15 protein-coding genes, 5 pseudogenes and 1 riboswitch are annotated in these 21,386 nt (G+C 61.5%); of the genes and pseudogenes, 12 read left to right on the top strand and 8 right to left on the bottom strand.

The window, feature by feature from the left end; genetic code table 11:
* Positions 1-82 precede the first annotated feature (82 nt).
* Entirely contained in the window at positions 83-1,585 is a 1,503-nt protein-coding gene (locus L0Z65_RS01020) for a YifB family Mg chelatase-like AAA ATPase (protein WP_405109954.1), read from the top strand.
* Between the two features lie 22 nt (positions 1,586-1,607).
* Here the strand turns inward: L0Z65_RS01020 and gshB are convergent.
* The 3 genes and pseudogenes from gshB to rsmI all read right to left on the bottom strand — a co-directional run bounded on the left by gshB (position 1,608) and on the right by rsmI (position 3,907).
* Positions 1,608-2,541, bottom strand: a pseudogene (gene gshB, locus L0Z65_RS01015) (glutathione synthase).
* Positions 2,542-2,639: 98 nt separating this feature from the next.
* Complete coding sequence (locus L0Z65_RS01010) at positions 2,640-3,044, bottom strand: YraN family protein (RefSeq protein ID WP_405109951.1); 405 nt, start codon at positions 3,042-3,044, stop codon at positions 2,640-2,642.
* A 2-nt stretch (positions 3,045-3,046) separates the two neighbouring features.
* On the bottom strand, positions 3,047-3,907 hold the full coding sequence (gene rsmI / locus L0Z65_RS01005) for a 16S rRNA (cytidine(1402)-2'-O)-methyltransferase (protein ID WP_405109948.1): 861 nt from the start codon (positions 3,905-3,907) through the stop codon (positions 3,047-3,049).
* Between the two features lie 84 nt (positions 3,908-3,991).
* On the opposite strand from rsmI, the pseudogene L0Z65_RS01000 reads away from it, so the two are divergent.
* From L0Z65_RS01000 to L0Z65_RS00985, 4 genes and pseudogenes are all read left to right on the top strand, one after another.
* Positions 3,992-5,165 (top strand): annotated as a pseudogene (locus L0Z65_RS01000) (penicillin-binding protein activator).
* A pseudogene (locus tag L0Z65_RS00995) lies at positions 5,125-7,954 on the top strand ([protein-PII] uridylyltransferase). Before L0Z65_RS01000 ends, L0Z65_RS00995 begins: the two co-directional pseudogenes overlap by 41 nt.
* Positions 7,951-9,505: pseudogene (gene murJ / locus L0Z65_RS00990) on the top strand (murein biosynthesis integral membrane protein MurJ). Before L0Z65_RS00995 ends, murJ begins: the two co-directional pseudogenes overlap by 4 nt.
* 395 nt (positions 9,506-9,900) lie before the next feature.
* Positions 9,901-10,263: a hypothetical protein gene (locus L0Z65_RS00985; RefSeq protein ID WP_405109945.1), complete on the top strand. Its 363-nt coding sequence runs from the start codon at positions 9,901-9,903 to the stop codon at positions 10,261-10,263.
* Between the two features lie 45 nt (positions 10,264-10,308).
* Here L0Z65_RS00985 and L0Z65_RS00980 read toward each other — a convergent pair whose 3' ends face one another.
* The gene (locus L0Z65_RS00980) at positions 10,309-10,995 is read right to left on the bottom strand and encodes a rhomboid family intramembrane serine protease (RefSeq protein WP_405109942.1); all 687 of its coding nucleotides are present in this window, start codon (positions 10,993-10,995) and stop codon (positions 10,309-10,311) included.
* 128 nt (positions 10,996-11,123) lie between these two features.
* On the opposite strand from L0Z65_RS00980, the gene trpS reads away from it, so the two are divergent.
* Positions 11,124-12,152: a tryptophan--tRNA ligase gene (gene trpS, locus L0Z65_RS00975; RefSeq protein WP_040175385.1), complete on the top strand. Its 1,029-nt coding sequence runs from the start codon at positions 11,124-11,126 to the stop codon at positions 12,150-12,152.
* 54 nt (positions 12,153-12,206) lie between these two features.
* Positions 12,207-12,413 carry a cold-shock protein gene (locus tag L0Z65_RS00970; RefSeq protein WP_014875579.1) on the top strand — a complete coding sequence of 69 codons (207 nt, stop codon included), beginning with the start codon at positions 12,207-12,209 and terminating at the stop codon, positions 12,411-12,413.
* Positions 12,414-12,585: 172 nt separating this feature from the next.
* On the opposite strand, the gene L0Z65_RS00965 is transcribed toward L0Z65_RS00970, so the two are convergent.
* From L0Z65_RS00965 to paaG, 4 genes are read right to left on the bottom strand one after another with little or no spacing between them, the layout of a single operon-like run.
* Positions 12,586-13,182: a TetR/AcrR family transcriptional regulator gene (locus L0Z65_RS00965; RefSeq protein ID WP_096872215.1), complete on the bottom strand. Its 597-nt coding sequence runs from the start codon at positions 13,180-13,182 to the stop codon at positions 12,586-12,588.
* 6 nt (positions 13,183-13,188) lie between these two features.
* Entirely contained in the window at positions 13,189-14,499 is a 1,311-nt protein-coding gene (paaK, locus tag L0Z65_RS00960) for a phenylacetate--CoA ligase PaaK (protein WP_405109937.1), read from the bottom strand.
* Between the two features lie 33 nt (positions 14,500-14,532).
* Positions 14,533-14,958, bottom strand: a complete 426-nt coding sequence (paaI, locus tag L0Z65_RS00955) for a hydroxyphenylacetyl-CoA thioesterase PaaI (protein WP_405109934.1) — start codon at positions 14,956-14,958, stop codon at positions 14,533-14,535.
* A 2-nt stretch (positions 14,959-14,960) separates the two neighbouring features.
* Complete coding sequence (gene paaG, locus L0Z65_RS00950) at positions 14,961-15,746, bottom strand: 2-(1,2-epoxy-1,2-dihydrophenyl)acetyl-CoA isomerase PaaG (RefSeq protein ID WP_405109931.1); 786 nt, start codon at positions 15,744-15,746, stop codon at positions 14,961-14,963.
* A gap of 126 nt (positions 15,747-15,872) precedes the next feature.
* Between paaG and paaZ the strand changes: the two genes are divergently transcribed.
* The 5 genes and pseudogenes from paaZ (at position 15,873) to L0Z65_RS00925 (ending at position 21,386) form a co-directional block, all read left to right on the top strand.
* Positions 15,873-17,903: a phenylacetic acid degradation bifunctional protein PaaZ gene (gene paaZ / locus L0Z65_RS00945; protein ID WP_405109928.1), complete on the top strand. Its 2,031-nt coding sequence runs from the start codon at positions 15,873-15,875 to the stop codon at positions 17,901-17,903.
* Between the two features lie 66 nt (positions 17,904-17,969).
* Complete coding sequence (locus tag L0Z65_RS00940; RefSeq protein ID WP_405109925.1) at positions 17,970-18,794, top strand: PaaX family transcriptional regulator C-terminal domain-containing protein; 825 nt, start codon at positions 17,970-17,972, stop codon at positions 18,792-18,794.
* Between the two features lie 68 nt (positions 18,795-18,862).
* Positions 18,863-19,077: riboswitch (cobalamin riboswitch) on the top strand.
* A 105-nt stretch (positions 19,078-19,182) separates the two neighbouring features.
* Positions 19,183-19,608, top strand: coding sequence for a DUF1636 family protein (locus tag L0Z65_RS00935; RefSeq protein ID WP_405109922.1), 426 nt, complete (start codon positions 19,183-19,185; stop codon positions 19,606-19,608).
* The gene (locus L0Z65_RS00930; protein ID WP_405109919.1) at positions 19,605-20,390 is read left to right on the top strand and encodes an ABC transporter ATP-binding protein; all 786 of its coding nucleotides are present in this window, start codon (positions 19,605-19,607) and stop codon (positions 20,388-20,390) included. The genes L0Z65_RS00935 and L0Z65_RS00930 overlap by 4 nt, the downstream gene beginning before the upstream one ends.
* Before the next feature lie 14 nt (positions 20,391-20,404).
* Positions 20,405-21,386: pseudogene (locus tag L0Z65_RS00925) on the top strand (ABC transporter substrate-binding protein).

The raw sequence follows: 21,386 nt of genomic DNA, 5'->3' as shown, positions 1-21,386 counted from the left end.
CCCAAGGGTTTCGCACGCGCATTAACGACTCCGAAACCACGTTGCCAAAGCATCTCTCCCACCCACAGCGGAAAGGGGAGAGATGATTTCGCGCGCGTATACCGTGGCCTTCCAAGGCATAGAGGCCCGCCCGGTGGAGGTGCAATGCGCCGTCGCACCCGGCCTGCCTGCCTTCTCCATCGTGGGTCTGCCCGACAAGGCCGTGAGCGAGGCGCGCGAACGGGTGCGCTCCGCCCTTGCGACCATGTCGATTGCCCTGCCCTCGCGCCGGATCACCGTCAACCTGTCGCCAGCAGATCTGCCCAAGGAAGGCAGCCATTTCGACCTCCCCATCGCGCTGGCGCTGCTCGCCGCCATCGAAATCGTGCCGCCGGAAGCCGCCTCCGAGACCATCGCGCTGGGGGAATTGTCGCTCGATGGCAGTCTGGTGCCCGTGGTGGGCGCGCTGCCTGCCGCCATGGCGGCCGCCAGTGAAGGACGGTGCCTGCTTTGCCCCAAGGCCTCTGGCGCGGAGGCCGCCTGGGTCAGTGATGCAACGGTGATTGGCGCCAGCGGGTTATCAGATGTGGTGCGGCATTTTACCGGACAGATGGTGATCCCCCCGGCAGAACCCGGTGACGTCATTGAGGGCCCCATAGGCAAGGATCTGCGCGATGTGAAAGGTCAGGAACGGGCCAAACGCGCATTGGAAATCGCCGCCGCCGGACGGCATCATCTGTTCATGGTGGGGTCGCCGGGATCGGGGAAATCCATGTTGGCGGCGCGGCTGTCTTCTATCCTGCCGCCCCTCACGGCGGCTGAGGCGCTGGAGACATCCATGATCCAGTCGCTCTGCGGGCTGATCGACGACGGTGGCATTCGCCGCGACCGCCCGTACCGCGAACCCCATCACACCGCATCTATGGCGGCGATTGTCGGCGGTGGACGACGGGCGCAGCCGGGGGAGATCAGCCTGGCCCACAACGGGGTTCTGTTTCTTGATGAGCTGCCGGAGTTCAGCCGCGCGGTGCTGGAAACCCTGCGCCAGCCGCTGGAGACCGGCCAAATGAATGTGGCGCGCGCCAATGCCCACGTCAGCTACCCCAGCCGCTTCATGCTGGTGGCAGCCGCCAACCCCTGCAAATGCGGTGCGCTGAGCGATGCCAGTCGGGCCTGTGCGCGGGCGCCGCAATGTTCGGCAGATTATCTTGGCCGCATCTCCGGGCCATTGATGGACCGGTTTGACCTGCGGGTGGATGTACCGGCAGTGGCATTTGCCGATCTGGATATGCCGGGCGACAGCGAACCATCAGCAGATGTGGCGATGCGGGTCGCCATCGCACGTGAAATCCAGACCAGCCGATACCGGGACCATCCGGGACTGCGCCAGAATGCCGATGCGGAGGGGCAATTACTGGAGGAGGTGGCGACCCCCGATGCTGAGAGCCGCGCGCTGTTGTTGCAGGCAGCGGACCGTTTCGGGCTGACCGCGCGCGGCTATCACCGGGTATTGCGGGTGGCCCGCACCATCGCGGATCTGGATGGGGCGCCGGATGTCCGCCGCCCCCATATCGCTGAAGCAATCAGTTTTCGGATTGCTGCCTAGACGGGGTTCCAGCGCCCGTGGCTCAAAGCTTGGCCTCGATCGCCTGCCAGATCTTTTCGGCGATATTCACCCCGTCAAAGCGTTCCAGCTCCTGAATGCCGGTGGGGGAGGTCACGTTGATCTCAGTGAGATAATCGCCGATCACATCAATGCCGACAAAGATCTGGCCCTTCTCGCGCAGCAACGGACCGATGGCGGCACAAATCTCACGATCCCGATCGCTGAGGCTGATTTTTTCGGGCCGACCACCAACGTGCATGTTGGAGCGGGTCTCCCCCGCCGCTCGGCACACGGTTGATGGCCCCAACGGGTTCGCCATCGACAAGGATCACTCGCTTATCACCATTGGACACATCCGGCAGGAATTTCTGCACGATCAGCGGCTCGCGACTGAAGCCGGTGAACAGCTCATGCAGCGAGGTCAGGTTGCGGTCATTGGCGTCAAGCCGGAACACCCCGGCCCCGCCATTGCCATAGAGCGGCTTCAAAATGATGTCGCCGTGTTTCTCCTTGAACGCCTTGATGGTGTCCAGATCGCGGGCGACGGTGGTCGGTGGCGTCAGCTCGGGGAAGTCCAGAACCAGCAGTTTTTCCGGGTAGTTGCGGACCCAGAACGGATCATTCACCACCAGCGCCTGTCCCTTCAGGCGGTCCAGCAGATGGGTCGAGGTGATGTAATGCATGTCAAAGGGCGGGTCCTGACGCAGCCAGACCACGTCAAAGTCGCTCAGATCCACTTCGCGGCGCGGACCGAGTTCCGCCGGGCTGCCAGCAACGCGCTGGACCGTCATATCATGGCCGCGCGCGGTGATCCGCCCTTCCTGATAGGCGAGCTGGTCGGGGCTGTAGAAAAACAGCTCATGCCCGCGCGCCTGCGCCTCCTCCGCGATGCGGAAGCTGCTGTCGGCGTTGATGTCAACGTCGGTGATCGGATCCATTTGGAAGGCGATTTTCATTATGTCAGTCCCTCATGACCTGGGCAAAATGACATGGGCAAAACCGCCCACGCCGAATACATGGCCCAGCTTGGCGGCGGGTTCAATGGCTGAACTGATCAACCTTGACCATAAGCGTTTTCCAGCACCTCAACCCTGCCGGTGCCATCGACCACGGCCACGTCCAGCCGTGCTTCGGTCAGCTGGCCCGCCGGTTCATCCGCAAGAAACGCGGCGGCACTGGCCATCATGCGCTGCATCTGCGCGGCATTGATGCGCGCCATGGCCTGATCGCGGGTGGTGCTGTGTTTGACCTCTACAAACACCAACATCGCCTCCAGCCGCAGGATGAGGTCGATTTCAGCGCCGCCACCGCGCCAACGGCGTGCCGCGACCTGATAGCCCTGCCGCTCATAGAAGCCCGCCACCAACTGCTCCGCCGCCTGTCCGGCGTGATGGGATCTTGCACCGCGCAGCCCACGGGCAGAGGCGCGTTTGGGCGGGGTGTCCTGCCGCCCGGTCATGCTCAGCCTGCGTCCTTGGCCATATCAAGCGCCAGCTGGTAGATCTTCCGGCGAGGCAGATTGTGCATCTCCGCCACGATGGAGGCAGCGTCTTTCACGGAGTTGTCCTTCAACGCAGCGCGCAGATCGCTGTCGAGATCGCCGTCGCTGACACTGGTGCCACGCGCACGGTCCACCAGCACCACGATCTCGCCCTTGACCGGGGCCTGATCCAGCCCCTCGGCGAGGGTCAGCAGGCTGTCACGGCGCACCTCCTCGAATTTCTTGGTGATTTCACGGCAGAGCGCGGCGGGGCGATCCCCGAGAACCGCCGCCATATCGCGCAGGGAGGCCGCGATCCGCTTCGGCGATTCGTAAAATACCAGCGTGCCGGGCACGGCTATCAGCTCTTCCAGACGCTTGCGGCGGGCGCCGCTGGCATTGGGCAGGAAACCTGCAAAGAAAAATGCATCGGTTGGCAGACCAGCCAGTGTCAGCGCCGCCAGCGCCGCAGAGGCCCCCGGCGCCACGGTCACCAGATGCCCTTCCTCAGCAGCGGCGCGGCTGAGATCATAGCCCGGATCGGCGATAAGTGGCATACCCGCCTCGGACGCATAGGCAACCGATTGCCCCTCCTCCAGCGCTGACAGCAGGCGTGCGCGAGCCCCTGCACCGCTGTGATCGTGATAGGCCACAATCTGCCGCCCGTTCAGCGGAACACCGTGAATTTCCATCAGCTTGCGCAAAGAGCGCGTGTCTTCGGCAGCGATCATATCGGCCGAGGCCAGCACATCCAGCGCCCGTAGAGTGATGTCGCGCGCTGTGCCGATGGGCGTCGCAACAAAGTAGAGGCCGGATGGCAAATGGACGATCTTGTGATTCACGCTGGACCCGCCTTGTTGGTCGTTTATGATCCCTCAGGTACCAACACGGCGTACGCCGCCGGACAAGGGAGTTTCAAGTCCATTATGTTTGCTGTTTTTCAACACGCCCGCAAGGCGGCAATGGCCGCTGCAACCGTGGTTTCGACGCTGGCACTGGCCGCCTGTGACACCTTGCCAACCGGTGGCGGCCCGTCGATCAACACAACCAAGCCCGTGCCCGTCGCCCTGCTGGTGCCGCGCGGATCGGCCCAGCCCGGTGATGCGCTGCTGGCCAAGAGCCTTGAGAACGCGGCCCGGATGGCGATTGCCGATCTGAACGGGGCGCAGATCGACCTGCGAATCTATGACACAGCAGGCACGCCACAGCAGGCCGCGACAGCCGCGACCACCGCGATCAATGACGGCGCTCGGATCATTCTCGGGCCAGTTTATGCCGAGGCCGCCAATGCCGCGGGTCTGGTTGCCGCACAGCGCAACGTCAACGTTCTGGCCTTCTCAAACAACACCGCAATTGCCGGTGGCAATGTCTTCATCCTTGGCCCGACCTTTGATAACACAGCACGCCGTCTGACCAGCTATGCCGCCCGTCAGGGCAAGGGCAATATGGTGGTTGTCAGCGGCAGTGATCCGGCAGGTCAGGCCGGTCGCGTCGCGATTGAACGCGCGGCGGCAGGCAACGGCGCAAACATCAATGGCGCAGTCAGCTATGAGCTGTCTCAGCAGGGCGTGATCAACGCCATCCCGACGATCCGCTCAACCGTGGCCAGCAGCGGCGCGCAATCGGTGTTCCTGACTGCGAATACCGCTCGGCGCCCTGCCCCTGCTGACCCAGCTGATGCCGGAGGCGGGCGTGGATCCTGTCGCGACACAGTATATCGGCCTCACCCGCTGGGATATCCCAGCACAGACGCTGGCACTGCCGGGCGTGCAGAGCGGCTGGTTCGCAATGCCTGATACCAACCGCTCGCAGCAGTTCCGTAGCCGCTATCAGGCCAGCTATGGCGCCGCGCCGCACCCCATCGGTGGGCTTGCGTATGACGGGGTCGCCGCGATTGGCGCATTGGTGAGTGCTGGCAAATCCGATGCCCTTACCGCAGCCGCGCTGACCCGAGGCAATGGGTTCCAGGGGACCGGTGGGATTTTCCGCCTGCGCCCGGATGGCACCAATGAACGCGGCCTTGCGGTTGCGACAATCCAAGAACAGAAGGTTGTGGTTATTGACCCAGCTCCCAGCAGCTTCGCCGGTGCCGGATTCTGATCCAGCGCTGCCGGACACCGTCCATCTTCCACCTTTGCTGGGGCCGCTGATCTGCGACCCCGGCAAAATTTTTGACGCCGTTGCAGTACGCGCCGCCATCACCGCCCTGTCGCGGGATTGCTCGGCGGCGGAGCTGCGCGCTGGCGTTGTCAAAATCCTGCGCGAGGCCAATCTGGCTTAGCCGCGCCGCCATCGCCGAGGCCTTTGCCGAGGAACCTTTTGCGGCGCGGGCGCTGACCCGGTCTTATGTCTATCTGACCGACGGTCTGGTCACTGCCGCCTATTTTACCGCCACCAGCCTGCTGCATCCTCTGTCCAACCCCACCCAGGGCGAACGGATCGCGGTGATTGCGGTTGGCGGCTACGGACGGGGTGAGATGGCGCCGCAGTCCGACGTGGATCTGCTGTTTCTCACGCCGTACAAAATCACCGCTTGGGCTGAGAGCGCGATTGAATCGATGCTCTATATTCTGTGGGATCTGCGTCTGAAGGTCGGGCATTCCAGCCGCACCATCCGCGATTGCATCCGGCTGGGGGGTGAGGATTTTACCATCCGCACCGCCATGCTGGAACAGCGGTTTCTGGACGGCGACGCCGGACTGGCGGCTGATCTGGACCGGCGGCTGAATGCGGAGCTGTTTTCCAAGGACGCCCGTGACTTCGTCGAGGCCAAGCTGGCCGAACGCGACGCCCGCCATCTGAAACAGGGTGAGCGTTATGTCGTGGAGCCCAACGTCAAGGAGGGCAAGGGGGGCCTGCGCGATCTGCAGTCGCTCTATTGGATCGCGAAATATCTCTATCAGGTGCAGGATGTGGCCGAACTGGTGCCCATGGGGTTGTTCAGCCCGGAAGAGCTGGACTCCTTTGCCAAGGCTGAAAACTTCCTCTGGGCGGTGCGCGCCCATCTGCATCTGCTAACCAAGCGCGCTACCGAGCAGCTGAATTTTGACCTCCAGGTCGAGGTCGCCGCCCGCATGGGATATGAGGATCGCGCCGGACGCCGTGCGGTTGAGGTCTTCATGCAGGAATATTTCCGTCACGCCACCAAGGTGGGGGACGTGACACGAATTTTCCTGACCAAGCTAGAAGCCACCCATCAGAAAAGCGAGCCGCTTCTGGAACGGATTTTCCGCCGTCGCCCACGGGTAAAGCCCGGCTATGTGGTGGTCCATAATCGTCTGGATGTGGCCGACCCCGAAGCCTTTTGTGCGGACAAACTAAACCTGTTGCGGATCTTTGAGGAGGCGCTGCGCACGGGGATGCTGATCCACCCCGATGCCATGCGGCTGGTCACCGCCAGCCTGCATCTGGTGGATGACGAGATGCGCAACGACAAGGAAGCGCGGCGCATTTTCCTTGATCTGCTGCTGAAACACGGCAACCCAGAACGCGCACTGCGGAGGATGAACGAACTGGGGGTGCTCAGCGCCTTTGTGCCGGAGTTCGAGCCGATCGTGGCGATGATGCAATTCAACATGTACCACTCCTACACCGTGGATGAGCATACCATTCAGGTGATCGCCAACTTCGCGGCGATTGAACGGGGGGAGCTGGAGGATGAGCTACCGCTGTCCTCAGAAATCCTGCGCAAAGGGCTGAGCCGCAAGGTGCTGTTGGTGGCCATGCTGCTGCATGACATCGGCAAGGGGCGCGAGCAGGATCATTCGATCCTCGGAGCGCAGATTGCGCGGCGGGTAGCGCCCCGGCTGGGCCTCAACAAGAGCGACAGCGAAACCGTGGAATGGCTGGTGCGCTATCATTTGTTGATGTCGGATATGGCGCAGAAACGCGATATCGCCGATCCGCGCACGGTGCGTGATTTCGCCAAGGCGGTGAAGACGATCAAGCGGCTGGATCTGCTGCTGCTGCTGACAGTCTGCGATATTCGCGGTGTTGGCCCGGATACCTGGAACAACTGGAAGGCAGCGCTGCTGCGCGCGCTGTATAACCAGACCCGCGAGGCGCTGGAGAACGGCATGGAGGCGCTGAACCGCGCCCATCGCGGCACGGAGGCCAAGAAGGCCCTGCGCGCCGCCCTGCCCGACTGGTCCAAGGCGGAGCTGAAGGTGGAGACCGCGCGCCACTATGATCCCTATTGGCAGGGGTTGCATGTGACCGCCCATATTGATTTCGCCGAGATGCTGCGGGAGCTGACCGATCTGGATGATCCGGGTGGGATGATTGTCCGCCTGCACCCTGACGAAGACCGCGATGCGACGCGGGCCTGTTTCTGCATGGCCGATCACCCGGGCATCTTTGCCCGCATTGCCGACGCGCTGGCACTGGTCGGCGCCAATGTCGTTGATGCGCGGTCCTATACGACCAAGGACGGTTATGTGACCGATGCCTTCTGGATCCAGGATTCCGAAGGCCACCCCTATGAGGCGGAGCGCCTGCCGCGACTGCGCGAGATGATCCACAAGACCCTGCGGGGCGAGGTGATCACCGGCGAGGCGCTAAAGTCCCGCGATAAGATCAAGAAGCGCGAGCGGGCGTTTAACGTGCCCACGCATATCACCTTCGACAACGACGGATCTGAGATTTACACCATCATCGAAGTGGATACGCGCGATCGTCCCGGTCTGCTCTACGATCTGGCGCGCACGCTGGCGGGGGCGAATATCTATATCGCCAACGCGGTTATCGCGACCTATGGAGAGCAGGTGGTCGATGCCTTCTACGTGAAGGATATGTTCGGGTTGAAATACTATGCCGAATCCAAGCAGAAATCGCTGGAGGCCAAGCTGCGCAAGGCCATCGCCGAAGGGGCAAAGCGGGCCGGATCATGAAGCCGATCAAACTGCTGTCAGGCTTTCTCACCGTCGGGTTCTGGACGCTGGCAAGCCGCATCCTGGGGTTTCTGCGCGAAATCCTGATCACCGCCTATATCGGCCCTGGCCCATTGATGGATGCCTTTGTGGCGGCCTTCCGGCTGCCGAATATGTTCCGCCGCTTCTTTGCCGAGGGGGCGTTTAACGCGGCCTTTGTGCCGATGTTTGCCAAGCGGTTGGAGAGCGGAGATGACCCGCAAGGCTTTGCGCAGGAGGCGTTCAACCTGCTGGCCATCACGGTTCTGCTGCTGGTCGGGCTTGGCATGGTGTTCATGCCCGCACTGGTCTGGGCCACGGCGGGCGGTTTTGTGGGCGATGCGCGGTTTGACCTGGCGGTGGGCTATGGGCAGATCGTCTTTCCCTATATTCTGTTTATGTCGCTGGCGGCGCTGTTTTCTGGTGTGCTGAATGCCACCGGGCGGTTTGCAGCGGCAGCCGCGGCGCCTGTCTTGCTTAATATCTTTGCCTGTGCGGCGATGATTGCCGGGGCCACGATGGGAGGCGCGGTGATCACCTGGCTGGTCTGGACCATCCCGGTGGCCGGTGTCGCGCAGTTGGCGCTGGTGTGGATCGCCGCTGGTCGTGCCGGTATTCGCCTGCGCCCCGGCTAAGCCTCGCTGGACACCGCAGATGAAAAACCTCGTGCGGGTGGCACTACCGGCAGCACTGGCGATGGGGGTCACGCAAATCAATCTGGTGGTCGGGCAGCAGGTGGCCTCTGACATTGAAAACGCGGTGAGCTGGCTATTTGTGGCGGACCGGCTGTATCAGCTGCCGCTCGGCGTTGTCGGGATTGCCATCGGGATTGTGCTGCTGCCGGATCTGTCACGACGCCTGCGGGCGGGGGATGACGCCGGGGCGCGCGATGCCTTTTCCCGAGCGGGGGAGTTTTCTTTGCTGCTTACCCTGCCCTCAACCGCCGCGTTTCTAGCGGTGCCTGTGGTGCTTGTCTCCGTTCTTTATGAGCGTGGCGCAACCGGGGCGGAGGATGTGGCCGCTATTGCCTTGGCAGTTGCCATCTATGGCGCGGGCCTGCCCGCATTCGTGCTGCAAAAGGTGCTGCAACCGCTGTTTTTCGCCCGTGAGGATACGCGGTCACCGTTCCGCTACGCGCTGGTGGCGATGGTGATCAATGCGGTGCTGGCCTTTGGTCTGAAACCCTATGTCGGCTGGATTGCCCCGGCAATTGCCGCTACGGTGGCGGGCTGGGCGATGGTGGCCTGCCTGTGGTTGGGCGCCCGCCGCATGGGCGAGGTCGCGCGGTTCGACCAGCGGTTCTACGACAGGAGCCTGCGCATTCTCATCGCCTCCGCCATCATGGGCGCTGTGCTCTTTGGTGTGGTGCAGCAGTTTGGCTGGCTGTTCTACCTGCCCAGCTGGCGCTACCTCGCGCTGTTGGCGCTGATCGTGCTGGGCGCAGTCGTCTATTTCGGCGTCGGCCAGATCATCGGCGCGGTGCGCCTGGGAGATCTGAGACGTGCTGTGCGGCGAGGTGGTGGCACGGAGTGATGGGTTCGAATGGCGAGACTGAGTGTAGAGCACGTGTAAAGGGTGCGCACTCTGGTCTTTAACAATCAGATAAGAACCATTGCTTTGCAAGCAGGTGCTGCATGACCGGTTTAAGCTCCTTCCCGATGTTGACTAATACTGTCCCTCTGCAAGATTCTTCAATATTGCGACGTTATTGAAATAATTTTGAGGTTACTAAATATGAGACGATCTCTAGGCTGGGCTATAAAACTAGCGGGCGTTTACCTGCTGTTTTTGGTCGCATATTTCGCTTTCGCCTTGGGCTCGATGAAGAACGACACATTAGCCCGTTACGAACAGAGGATTAATCCGTCGACGTTCATATTTTGGCAGGGTGAAGAACTATATTCAAATCCCCCCTGTTCTCGAGTTTGATGTCAGATACCAAAGGCCAGCTCTCCTCACGCAAGCCAACCAGCCTGGCGGATGTTGATATTTGGGTGCTGCTTCTTGATGGATTCGACGACATCAAGAATGTGGAGTTTGCACCGCAACTAGGGCTTGATGTCGAGAAAATATCACGTTCTCAACCCGGAAGTTCGACTTTCCTAAAAAGCGCAGGCTTGAGCTTTCGACTTCATCCCATACCGCTCATAGTGAACCGTAACTCCGTTCTGGTCCTTGACGCGAAGTACCTCTACGAGAACTATAGGCATGAGTGTTTAGATGAAATGATCTATGGCGCGATGATAGGCCAACGGGATCAAGCGCTCTGGAAACGCTGTAGAACTACCTGAAGGTGGGAAGTTCAGCACAACTCCCATTGCGACCGACATCCCCCCCTACTCCCGGCGGATGCGGTTGCGGATGCGGGCCCAGCCGCCCGGGGCGAGGAAGAAGGATAGGCCAAAGCCGGTGGCAAAGCCGCAAAGGTCAGCGACCCAGTCAAGCGTGCCGCCGAACAACAGGCCAAACAGCAGCTGGATCCCCATCAGAAAGGCGATCAGCGTGAAGGCACGGCTTTGCTGGGCGCCGACACGCGACAATTGCCGCCACAGGATATAGGTGAAGGCCCCGATCAGCCCGTAGACGGCGGGAAAGCCACCGATCAGCGGCACCGAGGACTGGGTCAGCAGCGCATAGCCCACAGCACCGCCAACGCCGGAGACCAGAAAGACCAGCACCATGGCCAGATCACCAAAGATCTCGCCCACCATCTTGCCCATGGCGAGGACGAAGACGCAGACAAACAGCGTCTGGGTGAAGGCGACATGCACAAAGGAATAGGAGACAAAGCGGATCAGATGCTCCGTCGGCCATTGCCCCGTGTCCCACATCCACCAAAGCACCTCCGAGGAGAAAGCATAGGTCTGGATCGCCTCCAGCCGCCAGCCCACCGCCTCAGGCCCGCCAAAGATCCCGCGCGCGCCAAGCGAAAACCCGGCTTCGATCGCCATGATGATCAGCACAAGCGCCACCACAACCGGCGGCAGCGGATTCACCGGAGACGGTTCTTTTTGGTAGTCCATTGTGATCTTGCTCCTGCTTGCCTGCTCTGCCGCCCTGCCCCGCAGCCCGGTTGATCCGCGCGCGGTTGACGATGGTTCCCGCCATGGTTAAGCCAGCGAGGATCCTAATTCCAGACGGGAGTTTCTTGATGACCGAGACCACATTCACGCCACGCGTGTTTTCCGGCATCCAGCCATCGGGCAATCTGCACCTTGGCAACTATCTTGGCGCGCTGAAGCGGTTCGTGGACTGGCAGGCCAAGGACGTAGAGAGCATCTATTGCATGGTGGACATGCACGCGATCACCGTCTGGCAGGATCCGGCGGATCTGAAGAAATCCACCCGCGAGCTTTGCGCCGGGTTCATCGCCGCTGGGCTTGATCCTGAACAGTCGATCCTGATCAACCAAAGCCAGGTCCCCGAACACGCGCAGCTGGCGTGGATCTTCAACTGCGTGGCCCGCATGGGCTGGATGCAGCGAATGACCCAGTGGAAGGACAAGGCCGGTAAGAACGCGCAGAACGCCTCGCTTGGACTGTTTGCTTATCCGGCGCTGATGGCGGCAGACATTCTGGTCTACCACGCCACCCATGTGCCTGTGGGCGAAGATCAGAAGCAACATCTGGAACTGACCCGCGACATTGCGGCCAAGTTCAATCACGACTACGGCGTCGACTTCTTTCCGCTGACCGAACCGGTGATCGAGGGCGCGGCCACACGCGTGATGTCGCTGCGGGATGGGTCGAAGAAGATGTCGAAATCGGATGCGTCTGATGCCAGCCGCATCAATCTGACCGATGATGCCGACACCATCGCCAAGAAGATCCGCAAGGCCAAGACGGACCCTGACGCCCTGCCCTCCGAGGTTGAGGGGCTGGACGGGCGGCCTGAGGCGCGCAATCTGGTCAACATCTACGCCGCCATGGCCGAGCAATCTGTCGAACAGGTGCTGGCGGATGTAGGTGGCAAGGCGTTTTCGGAGTTCAAACCGATGCTGGCCGACCTGTCGGTTGCAAAAATGAGCCCGATCACCACCGAAATGGCCCGGCTGATGCAGCATCAGGACGAGATCGACAAGATTCTTGCACGCGGATCAGAGCGTGCCCGAGAGATCACAGCCCCCATCCTTCGCAAAACTTATGACATTGTGGGCATGGTGGCGCCGGTCACTCTGTGATATCAGGCCTTACGATCCCGCACCCTGCGGGGAGATAGATACTGGAGAATTCGGATGGCCAATGGCACCGTGAAATGGTTCAACGCAACAAAAGGCTACGGCTTTATCGAGCCTGAGTCTGGCGGCAAGGACGTGTTTGTACACATCTCTGCGGTTGAACGCTCGGGCCTTAATGGTTTGAACGACAACCAAAAAGTTTCCTACGAGCTGGAAACTGGTCGTGACGGCAAGCAGTCCGCAGGTTCGCTGGAACTGCTGTAAGGATCGCGGCGCGGAGTTTCCGCGCCCATCCATCTAAAGACATTCTGACCACGGAAATCTGTGGATAGAATCACCCTAAGGCCGCCCGTTTCAGGCGGCCTTTTGCATGTCTGGGGTAAATTATTTTGCCGGCGCCGGAGAGCGCCACCACCGGACTGACCCGGTCAGCCAGCTACAGTGATCGGATACCGTTCATGGTCAGATCTGCCACCATCTGCGCGTAATCTTCGCGCGCCTCAGATCCGGCGCCGGAATTCCACATGTAATACCAGTTCAGCATCCCGAAGACCGACATCGTGGCGGCGCGCAGCTTCGCCGGATCCTTGGCGATGCCCTCGGCCGCGACCCCGGCAAGCGCGTCACTGACAAGGTGCACCAGTTCACGCTGATAGGCGCGCAGCAGTTTCTGCTGCTCTTCCGGCAGGGCTCCCATGGCGCTGATCTGCACCTGATGCTCGTGGTCGGCCCCCTGATAGGCCAGCAGGATTTCCGAGACGATGCGGCGCAGCCGCTGATCAGGGGAAAGCGCGCTGACGTCCACACCGCAGACCCGATCGCGCAGATCGCTCAGATAGGTATCAAGGACGCCGAACAATACGGCATCCTTGCTATCGTAATAGTGGTAGATATTGGCCTTGGAGATCCCGCATTCCCGCGCCAGCTGGGTCATCGACGCGCGGTCAAATCCCTGCTCGGCAAAGACTTTGGCCGCAGATTTCAAGATCTGGGCGCGTTTCTCGTCGTGGTCTTTTGCAATGGTGCGGGCCAAGCCGTGTTACTCCTTGCTGCGGTTGTCGACAACGCGCTTGGCCTTGCCCTGGCTGCGCTCCACCGATCCCGGCTCGCCGACGATGATTTCGGTCGAGACGCCAACCATATCCTTGATCCGCTTGGTCAGCATGCGCGCCGCTGCGGTCTTGCTCAGCTCATCTGTGGCGTCCGGAGTCGCCTCCACAAACACCCGCATCGCATCCATGCGGCCCGATTTGTAGAGTTCGATCTGGTAATACGGCGCCAGGCCACCGGTCGCCAGCAGCTGCTCCTCGACCTGGCTGGGGAAGACGTTGACGCCGCGCAGGATGATCATGTCATCGCTGCGGCCGGTGATCTTCTCCATCCGCCGCATGGAACGCGCGGTACCCGGCAACAGTCGGGTCAGGTCGCGGGTGCGGTAACGCACCATTGGCAGGCCTTCTTTGGTGAGGGTGGTAAAGACCAGCTCGCCCAGCTCTCCATCCGGCAGTACCTCGCCGGTCTGCGGGTCGATGATTTCGGGCAGGAAGTGGTCCTCCCAGATCACCGGGCCGTCTTTGGTCTCAACACATTCATTGGCCACACCCGGCCCCATGATCTCGGACAGGCCGTAGATATCAACCGCGTGCATATCGAAGGCCTCTTCAACCTCGCGACGCATCGCATCGGTCCAGGGTTCAGCGCCAAAGATGCCCACCTTCAGCGAGCAGTCGCGCGGGTCCATGCCAACCTTGTGATACTGCTCCAGAATGTTGAGCATGTAGGAGGGCGTCACCATGATGCCGTCGGGTTTGAAATCAGTGATCAGGCCCACCTGCTTCTCGGTTTGGCCACCCGACATCGGAACAACAGTGGCGCCCAGCCGTTCGATCCCATAATGCGCGCCAAGACCGCCGGTGAACAACCCGTAGCCATAGGCGTTATGCACCATATCGCCCTTGCGCAGGCCGGAGGCGCGCAGGCTGCGTGCCACCAGATCGGCCCAATTGCTGATGTCATTCGCCGTATAGCCCACCACGGTCGGCTTGCCTGTGGTGCCGGAGGACGCATGCAGGCGCGTGATCTCACTGCGTGGCACAGCAAACAGGCCAAACGGGTAGTTGTCCCGCAGGTCATTTTTATAGGTAAATGGGAACTTCGACAGATCAGAGAGCTGTTGCAGGTCATCGGGATGCACCCCCGCCTCGTCAAAGCGCTGCGTGTACATCGGTACATTGTCATAGGCATGGCGCAACGACCATTTCAGCCGGTCCAGCTGCAGGGCGCGGATTTCGTCGATGGAGGCAATCTCAATCGGATCGAGATCCGCCTTGTTTGGGGTCAGGTCTTTCATGGCGTCCTCCACAGCTCGTCTTTGCAATACAGCTTATTCATCAAACAACTGGCCCTTTATCGCGCGGGAGAAGCCCCGAAATTCAGCAATCTGTTGGCCGTTCTGGTTGCTGACTGTCACGTCGTAAATGCCGCTGCGCCCGGTCAGGGAGACCTCATGTGCCTTGGCAATCAGCCGGTCGCCCAGCCGCCCCGGCGCGGTAAAGCTGACCACATTGTGCTGCGCCACCGTCGATTGGTTGCGGCTGTTGCAGGCAAAGGCAAAGGCACTGTCGGCGAGCATGAACGTCACCCCGCCATGGCAGATGCCATGGCCGTTGCAGTGGTGCTGGGCCACGATCAGCTCCAGCGTGGCCTCGCCCTCGTCCACATGGGTGATCTCCATGCCCGCCCATTTGGAGGCATGGTCGCCCGCCCACATGGCAGCGGCGGATTTTTCTGCGCGGTCTTTTGGCGTCATGGTCACTTACCCTTGAACGCAGGCGCTCGTTTTTCAAGGAAACTCGCGACGCCCTCGGCGTAGTCCGCGCTTTCTCCGCAGGTCTTCATCGCGTCAGCTTCGATCTCCAGTTGATCAGACAGCGTGTTGACGGCGGCGGCCTGAATCGTCTGTTTGGTCAGCCCCAGACCCAGCGTCGGGCCATTTGCGAATTTCTCCGCCATGGCGCGGGCCTCGGTCATCAGATCGGCATCCGGCAGCGCCTTCCAGATCAGGCCCCAGTCTTCGGCTGTCTTGGCTGGCAGAGGTTCGGCGGTCAGCGCCAACCCCTTGGCGCGGGCCTCGCCCAGCAGCCGCGGCAGATGCCAGCTGCCGCCGGTGTCCGGGATCAGGCCGACCTTGGAAAACGACTGGATGAACTTGGCGCTCTCCCCTGCGAGGACCACATCGCAGGCCAGCGCCAGATTGGCCCCTGCCCCGGCTGCGACGCCGTTCACGGCACAAATGACCGGAAAGTTGAGCGAGCGGATCAGGTTCACCAGCGGCGCATAGAAGGTGCGGACGGTGTGGCCCAGATCAGGCGGCCCGTCCATCTTGCGCGGATCGCGGTCGCCCAGATCCTGCCCGGCGCAGAACCCGCGCCCGGCCCCGGTCAGCAGCACCGCACGGGTACCGCCATCACGGGCCGCCTCAAGGGCTGCGCGCAGGGCGTGGTGCATCTCCTCGGTGAAACTGTTCAACCGGTCCGGACGGTTCAGGGTGATTTCCACCCATGTCCCGTGGTCCTCCACCAACAGCGTTTCAGACATTGCAGCGCCTCCCCTCGTGCAGTTGTTGACAAAGACCTTGCATAAACCGACCGGTTGGTCAATATATTTACGACTTCTCATATTCAGACCGTGCAGCCCCCGGTCCAGACGCAAAGGAACCCGCCCATGAGCCTTCTTGATGTTTCCAGTTTTGCCGCTGGCCAGTGGATTGAACCGGGTGCAGGCGCGCGCAGCATTGCCAGTGCAATTACGGGTGCGCCGCTTGCGCAGGCGGGCAATGACGCGCTGGATGTGCAGGGGATGCTGGATTATGCCCGCACGGTGGGCGGCCCCTCCTTGCGCAAACTGACCTTCCATGATCGCGCCCGGATGCTGAAGGCGCTGGCGGCGCATCTGAACCAGCACAAACAAGCGCTTTATGATCTGTCATTCGATACTGGCGCCACGCAGGCCAACCATATGATCGATATCGACGGCGGCATCGGCACCATGTTCGTTTTCGCCTCCAAGGGACGGCGCGAGATGCCGGATGCCCATGTCTATCTGGACGGTGATGTTGAGCAGCTGTCGCGCAATGGTACCTTCCTTGGCCAGCATATCTGCACGCCATTGCAAGGGGTTGCGGTACATATCAACGCCTTCAACTTCCCGGTCTGGGGGATGCTGGAAAAGCTGGCTCCAACCCTGCTGGCCGGTGTTCCCGCCATTGTGAAACCAGCCACTGCGACCTGCTATGTCACAGAGCTGGCGGTGCGGCTGATGCTGGAGTCCGGCATTCTACCCGAGGGCGCGTTGCAGCTGGTGTCCGGTGGCCTTGGCGATATGCTCGACCATCTTGGCATGCAGGATGTGGTCAGTTTCACCGGCTCCGCCGATACCGCGCTGAAGCTGCGTGCCAACCCGGTGATCCTGAGAAACTCCATTCGCTTTGTGGCCGAACAGGACAGCCTCAACGCATCCATCCTTGGTCCTGATGCGCAACCGGGAACGCCAGAATTTGAATTGTTCGTCAAGGAGGTCAGCCGCGAGATGACCACCAAGGCGGGCCAGAAGTGCACTGCAATTCGCCGCATTATCGCGCCGGAGGCGCAGGTGGAGGCGGTGATCGAAGCACTTTCTGCCCGCCTGGCAAAGACCCAGATCGGCGATCCCCGGCTGGAAACCACCCGCATGGGCGCGCTGGTCTCAAACAGCCAGAAACGCGACGTGCTGGAAAAGGCCGCGATCATCGGCCAGGAAGCCGAGCGCGTCTTTGGCGACCCGGAAAACTTCTCCGTTGACGGTGCAGACGCAGACAAAGGCGCCTTTGTGCCGCCGATGCTGTTCCACTGCGCCGACCCGGACAATGCGAGCCGCGTGCACGACACCGAGGCCTTCGGCCCCGTCTCTACCATTATGGGCTACCGCGATCTGGACCACGCCATCGACCTTGCCAACCGCGGCCAGGGCTCGCTGGTGGCCTCAGTCATCACCCATGACCCGGACGTCGCCCGCGAGGTTGCCATTGGTGCGGGCGCGTACCACGGCAGGCTCTACTTCAACAACCGCGACTCGATGAAGGAATCGACGGGCCATGGCTCCCCCCTGCCCCATATGGTGCATGGCGGGCCAGGTCGTGCTGGCGGCGGCGAGGAGCTGGGCGGAGTGCGCGGCGTCAAACACTATATGCAGCGCACCGCCATTCAGGGCTCGCCCGACATCCTGTCAGCAATTGGCGAACAATGGGTGCCGGGTGGCACAGAGATCGCCGCCAAGGTGCATCCTTTTACCCGCAAGTTCGGTGACCTGCAGTTGGGAGAAACCCTGCACAGTGCTGCGCGCCAGATCACGCTGGAGGACATCGAGACCTTTGCCCATTTCACCGGCGATACCTTCTACGCCCATATGGATGACGAAGCTGCCGCGCGGAACCCGTTCTTCCCCGGTCGTGTGGCCCATGGGTATCTGTTGATCAGCTTTGCAGCCAGCCTTTTTGTGCAACCTGATGAGGGGCCGGTGCTGGCCAATACCGGGCTCGACAATCTGCGGTTCATGAAGCCTGTTTCCGCGGGCGACAGCATCAAGGTGCGCCTGACCGTCAAGAAGAAGACCCCTCGCAACGAGGAATACGGCGAGGTGCGCTGGCATGTCACCCTGACCAATCAGGATGATGAAGTTGCCGCCGAATATGACCTGCTGACCATGAACGCGTTCTGATCGGCCCCTGTCATCAGACGGTCGTCCGGTCTGGCCTATCCGGGCCGGGCGACTTATCTATTATATATGACCGACGCACAGACCTCCTGGTTCGACACCACCGTAGCTGCCCTGAGCGATCCGCAGAATCAGCGGGTCTGGTCGATTATCGTCTCGCTTTTTGGCGATCTGGCGCAGCGGGACGGGGACCAGATTGGCGGCAGCGCCCTCACCCGGATTATCACCCCGATGGGGATCAAGCCTGAGGCAATCCGTGTTGCCTTGCACCGGCTGCGCAAGGACGGCTGGATCGACAGCACGCGCTCAGGCCGCGCGTCGGTGCATTTTCTGACCCCGATGGGCCGCAGCCAGTCCGCCGCTGTCACCCCGCGCATCTATGCCCCGGCGACACCCACCCCCGATGACTGGCATCTGCTGATTGCACAGGACGGGCAAGGCGGCGCGCTGGATGCGCTGTTGCAGCAGCCAAATTACGTCGCGGTCAACCGCTCTACCGTGCTGGGCCATGGCCCCCTGCCACGGGAAAGGGACCGATTTCTGGTGGTCGATCAACCGGATCTGGCGGTGCCTGACTGGCTGCGCCAGCGGCTGTTCCCAGAGGCTCTGAAACTGGCCTGTGCCCGGCTCGACAGTACCTTATGCGGCGTCAAACCGCCGGAGCTTGATGCGGATACAAATGCCCTTGATCCGGCACAGATCGCCACGCTACGCACCCTGATCGTGCATCGCTGGCGCCGTGTGGTGTTGCGGCATCCTGATTTGCCGCCCCGCTTTCATCCCAATGACTGGGCCGGAGAACACTGCCGCCAACGTGTCGCATCGCTGTTGCAGCACCTGCCCCGCCCCCGGCTCAGCCCAAATGGTGAGCTGATCGCGGCCGACACCCCCTGAAAGGCAGCCCCGCTTGCGCCCGACTGTGCAGCGGTGATGATTTTTCTTTACAAACCTTGGCGAGAAATCTACCCAAAGTCGCAGATGGTTCCCACGGCCCCAAAGCGGTCACGGGATGAAAAGGGAACGTGGTGTGGTGTAGCCAAAAGGCGCCAAATCCACGACTGCCCCCGCAACTGTGAGCGGTGAGCGACCTCGATAGACCACTGGCCTTTGGGCCGGGAAGGCCGAGGCCCGCAGCAACCCGCAAGTCAGGAGACCTGCCATCCACAGGAAACCTATTGAACCGGACGGGGTGTTCCGGCGGGCAGGATGATGCGGCACGACGCTTTGGCGTGGCTGGTCCCCTTCCCTCTTTGTCCCCTGATCGGATTGCGCGGAGGGCGCTATGGACGGGACAGCACGGCACCGCATTCTGGTGTGTACATCCTGCAAAGGGACAGACCCCGGCACCCGTCCGGGGCCGCAATTGATTGACGCCTTGCGCAGCGAGCTTGACCGGCGCGGCGATACCGTGGTGGAGGTGGCGGGCGTGGCCTGTATGGCCGGATGCAGCCATCCCTGCACTGTCGGATTTCAGGCCGAGGGCAAGGCCAGCTATGTGTTTGGCGATCTTAACCTTCAGGACGATCTGACGGACATTCTGCATTTTGCCGATCTCTACAAGGTGCTCGCGGACGGTTGGTGCAGTTCGGTTGATCGCCCCGGAAAACTGCGCCGCTCCACTCTGTCGCGCATCCCGGCCCTGTTCCCCGCCGCCCCGACAAAAGCCGACATGGCAAAAACAACCGCGCCGATGGAGCCTGCCGAATGACCGCAGCCGCGCTCACTGTGACAGACGTCAGCTGGGGGCCGGGCCGTACGGCACCGCTGATCCTGCATCCGGTCAGCTTTCATCTGGATGCGGGCCGTGTGATGGGTGTGGTTGGCCCCAATGGTGCCGGAAAGTCCAGCCTGCTGCGGGTGATCTACCGCTTCAACCAACCGCGCAGCGGCACGGTTGAGGTTGGTGACAGTGATATCTGGGCCCTGACTCCAAAGGCTGCAGCACAGCGCGTTGCTGCCGTGCTGCAGGAACAACCCACCGATTTTGCCCTGACCGTGGCGGAGATCGTTGCCCTCGGACGGGCGCCCTATCGCTCCGGGTTTGCAACGCCGGGCGCGCGCGATGCGGCGATCATTGAGGGGATGCTGGACCGTCTCGACCTATACAGCATGGCTGACCGGGCCTTTGGCACCCTGTCGGGTGGCGAACGTCAGCGGGTCATGGTGGCGCGGGCACTGGCGCAGGAACCCGCACTTCTGGTGCTGGATGAGCCGACAAACCATCTGGATATCCGCCATCAGCTGGATGTGCTGGACCTGATCCGGGATCTGGATGTGACCATTGTCACCAGCCTGCATGATCTGAACATCGCAGCCGGTGCCTGTGACGAAATTCTGTTGATGTCCGAGGGCCGCCAGCTGGCCTTTGGTGCGCCGCAGGACGTGCTGAGCGAGGACACCGTTAGCCGGGTCTTCAACGTCGCTGCCAGACGCGAAACCCTGACCCCCTCCGGGCAGGATCACCTGACCTTTCACCTCCCTGTTTCATAAGGATACCCCTGACTATGACTGCCCGTTTTCCCACAGTGACGCAGCTGCTCGCCGCCGGTGTTATGGCCGTCTCCCTCGCCCCGATGGCGCAGGCAGAGACCACGGTAGAGAGCTGCAACCGCAGCGTGACATTTGATGCCCCGCCGCAACGTGCCATCTCCAATGACGTTAATCTAACCGAGATGATGCTGGCGCTGGGGTTGGCCGACCGGATGGTGGGCTACACCGGGATTTCCGGCTGGAAGACATTGGATCCGGTGATGCGCGCAGGCGTTGCGGAATTGCCGGAGCTGTCGGCGAAATACCCCTCAAAGGAGGTGCTGATCGGCGCCGATGCGGATTTCTTCTTTGCCTAGCTGGAACTACGGCATGAAGGTGGGCGGAGAAGTCACGCCAGAAACCCTCGCCCCGTTTGACATCAAGGTCTATGAGCTGACCGAAAGCTGCATTCACATCGGCGAGAAGGCCAAGGTCAGCATGGATGACATGTATAATGACCTGCTGAACCTCGGGCGGATCTTTGCCGTTGAAGACACCGCCGAGGCATTGGTTGCGGGGTACAAGGACGAGTTGGCAGCCTTTGCCAAGGATCGTGCCGAGGCCAGCGACCCGCTGCGCATCTTTGTCTATGACAGCGGCGAGGACACGCCGTTCACCGCAGGCAAATACGCCATGCCCACCGCGCTGATCGAGGCGGTAGGCGGCAGCAACATCATGGATGATCTGGAGAAAAGCTGGGCCACCGTGACTTGGGAGGCCGTGGTGGAGCGCAATCCCGAGGTGATCGTCATCGTGAACTACGGGTCGGTCACGGCTGAAGAGAAGCGTGCCTTCATGCGGAGCAACCCGGCCTTTGCAGAGATCGACGCGGTGAAGAACGACCGTTTTGTAACCCTTGAGTACGTCGAAGCCACGCCTGGCCCGCGCAACATCCGCGCGATCAAGACGTTGGCCACCAGCTTTGACGCGGCGCGCACGGATGCGGTAAGCAACTGA

The organism is Phaeobacter sp. BS52 (genome assembly GCF_045040595.1).
In the GTDB taxonomy this organism is placed as follows: domain Bacteria; phylum Pseudomonadota; class Alphaproteobacteria; order Rhodobacterales; family Rhodobacteraceae; genus Phaeobacter; species Phaeobacter piscinae.
Note: the sequence above shows the minus strand (reverse complement) of the source record. Positions and strands in the feature narration are given on the sequence as shown.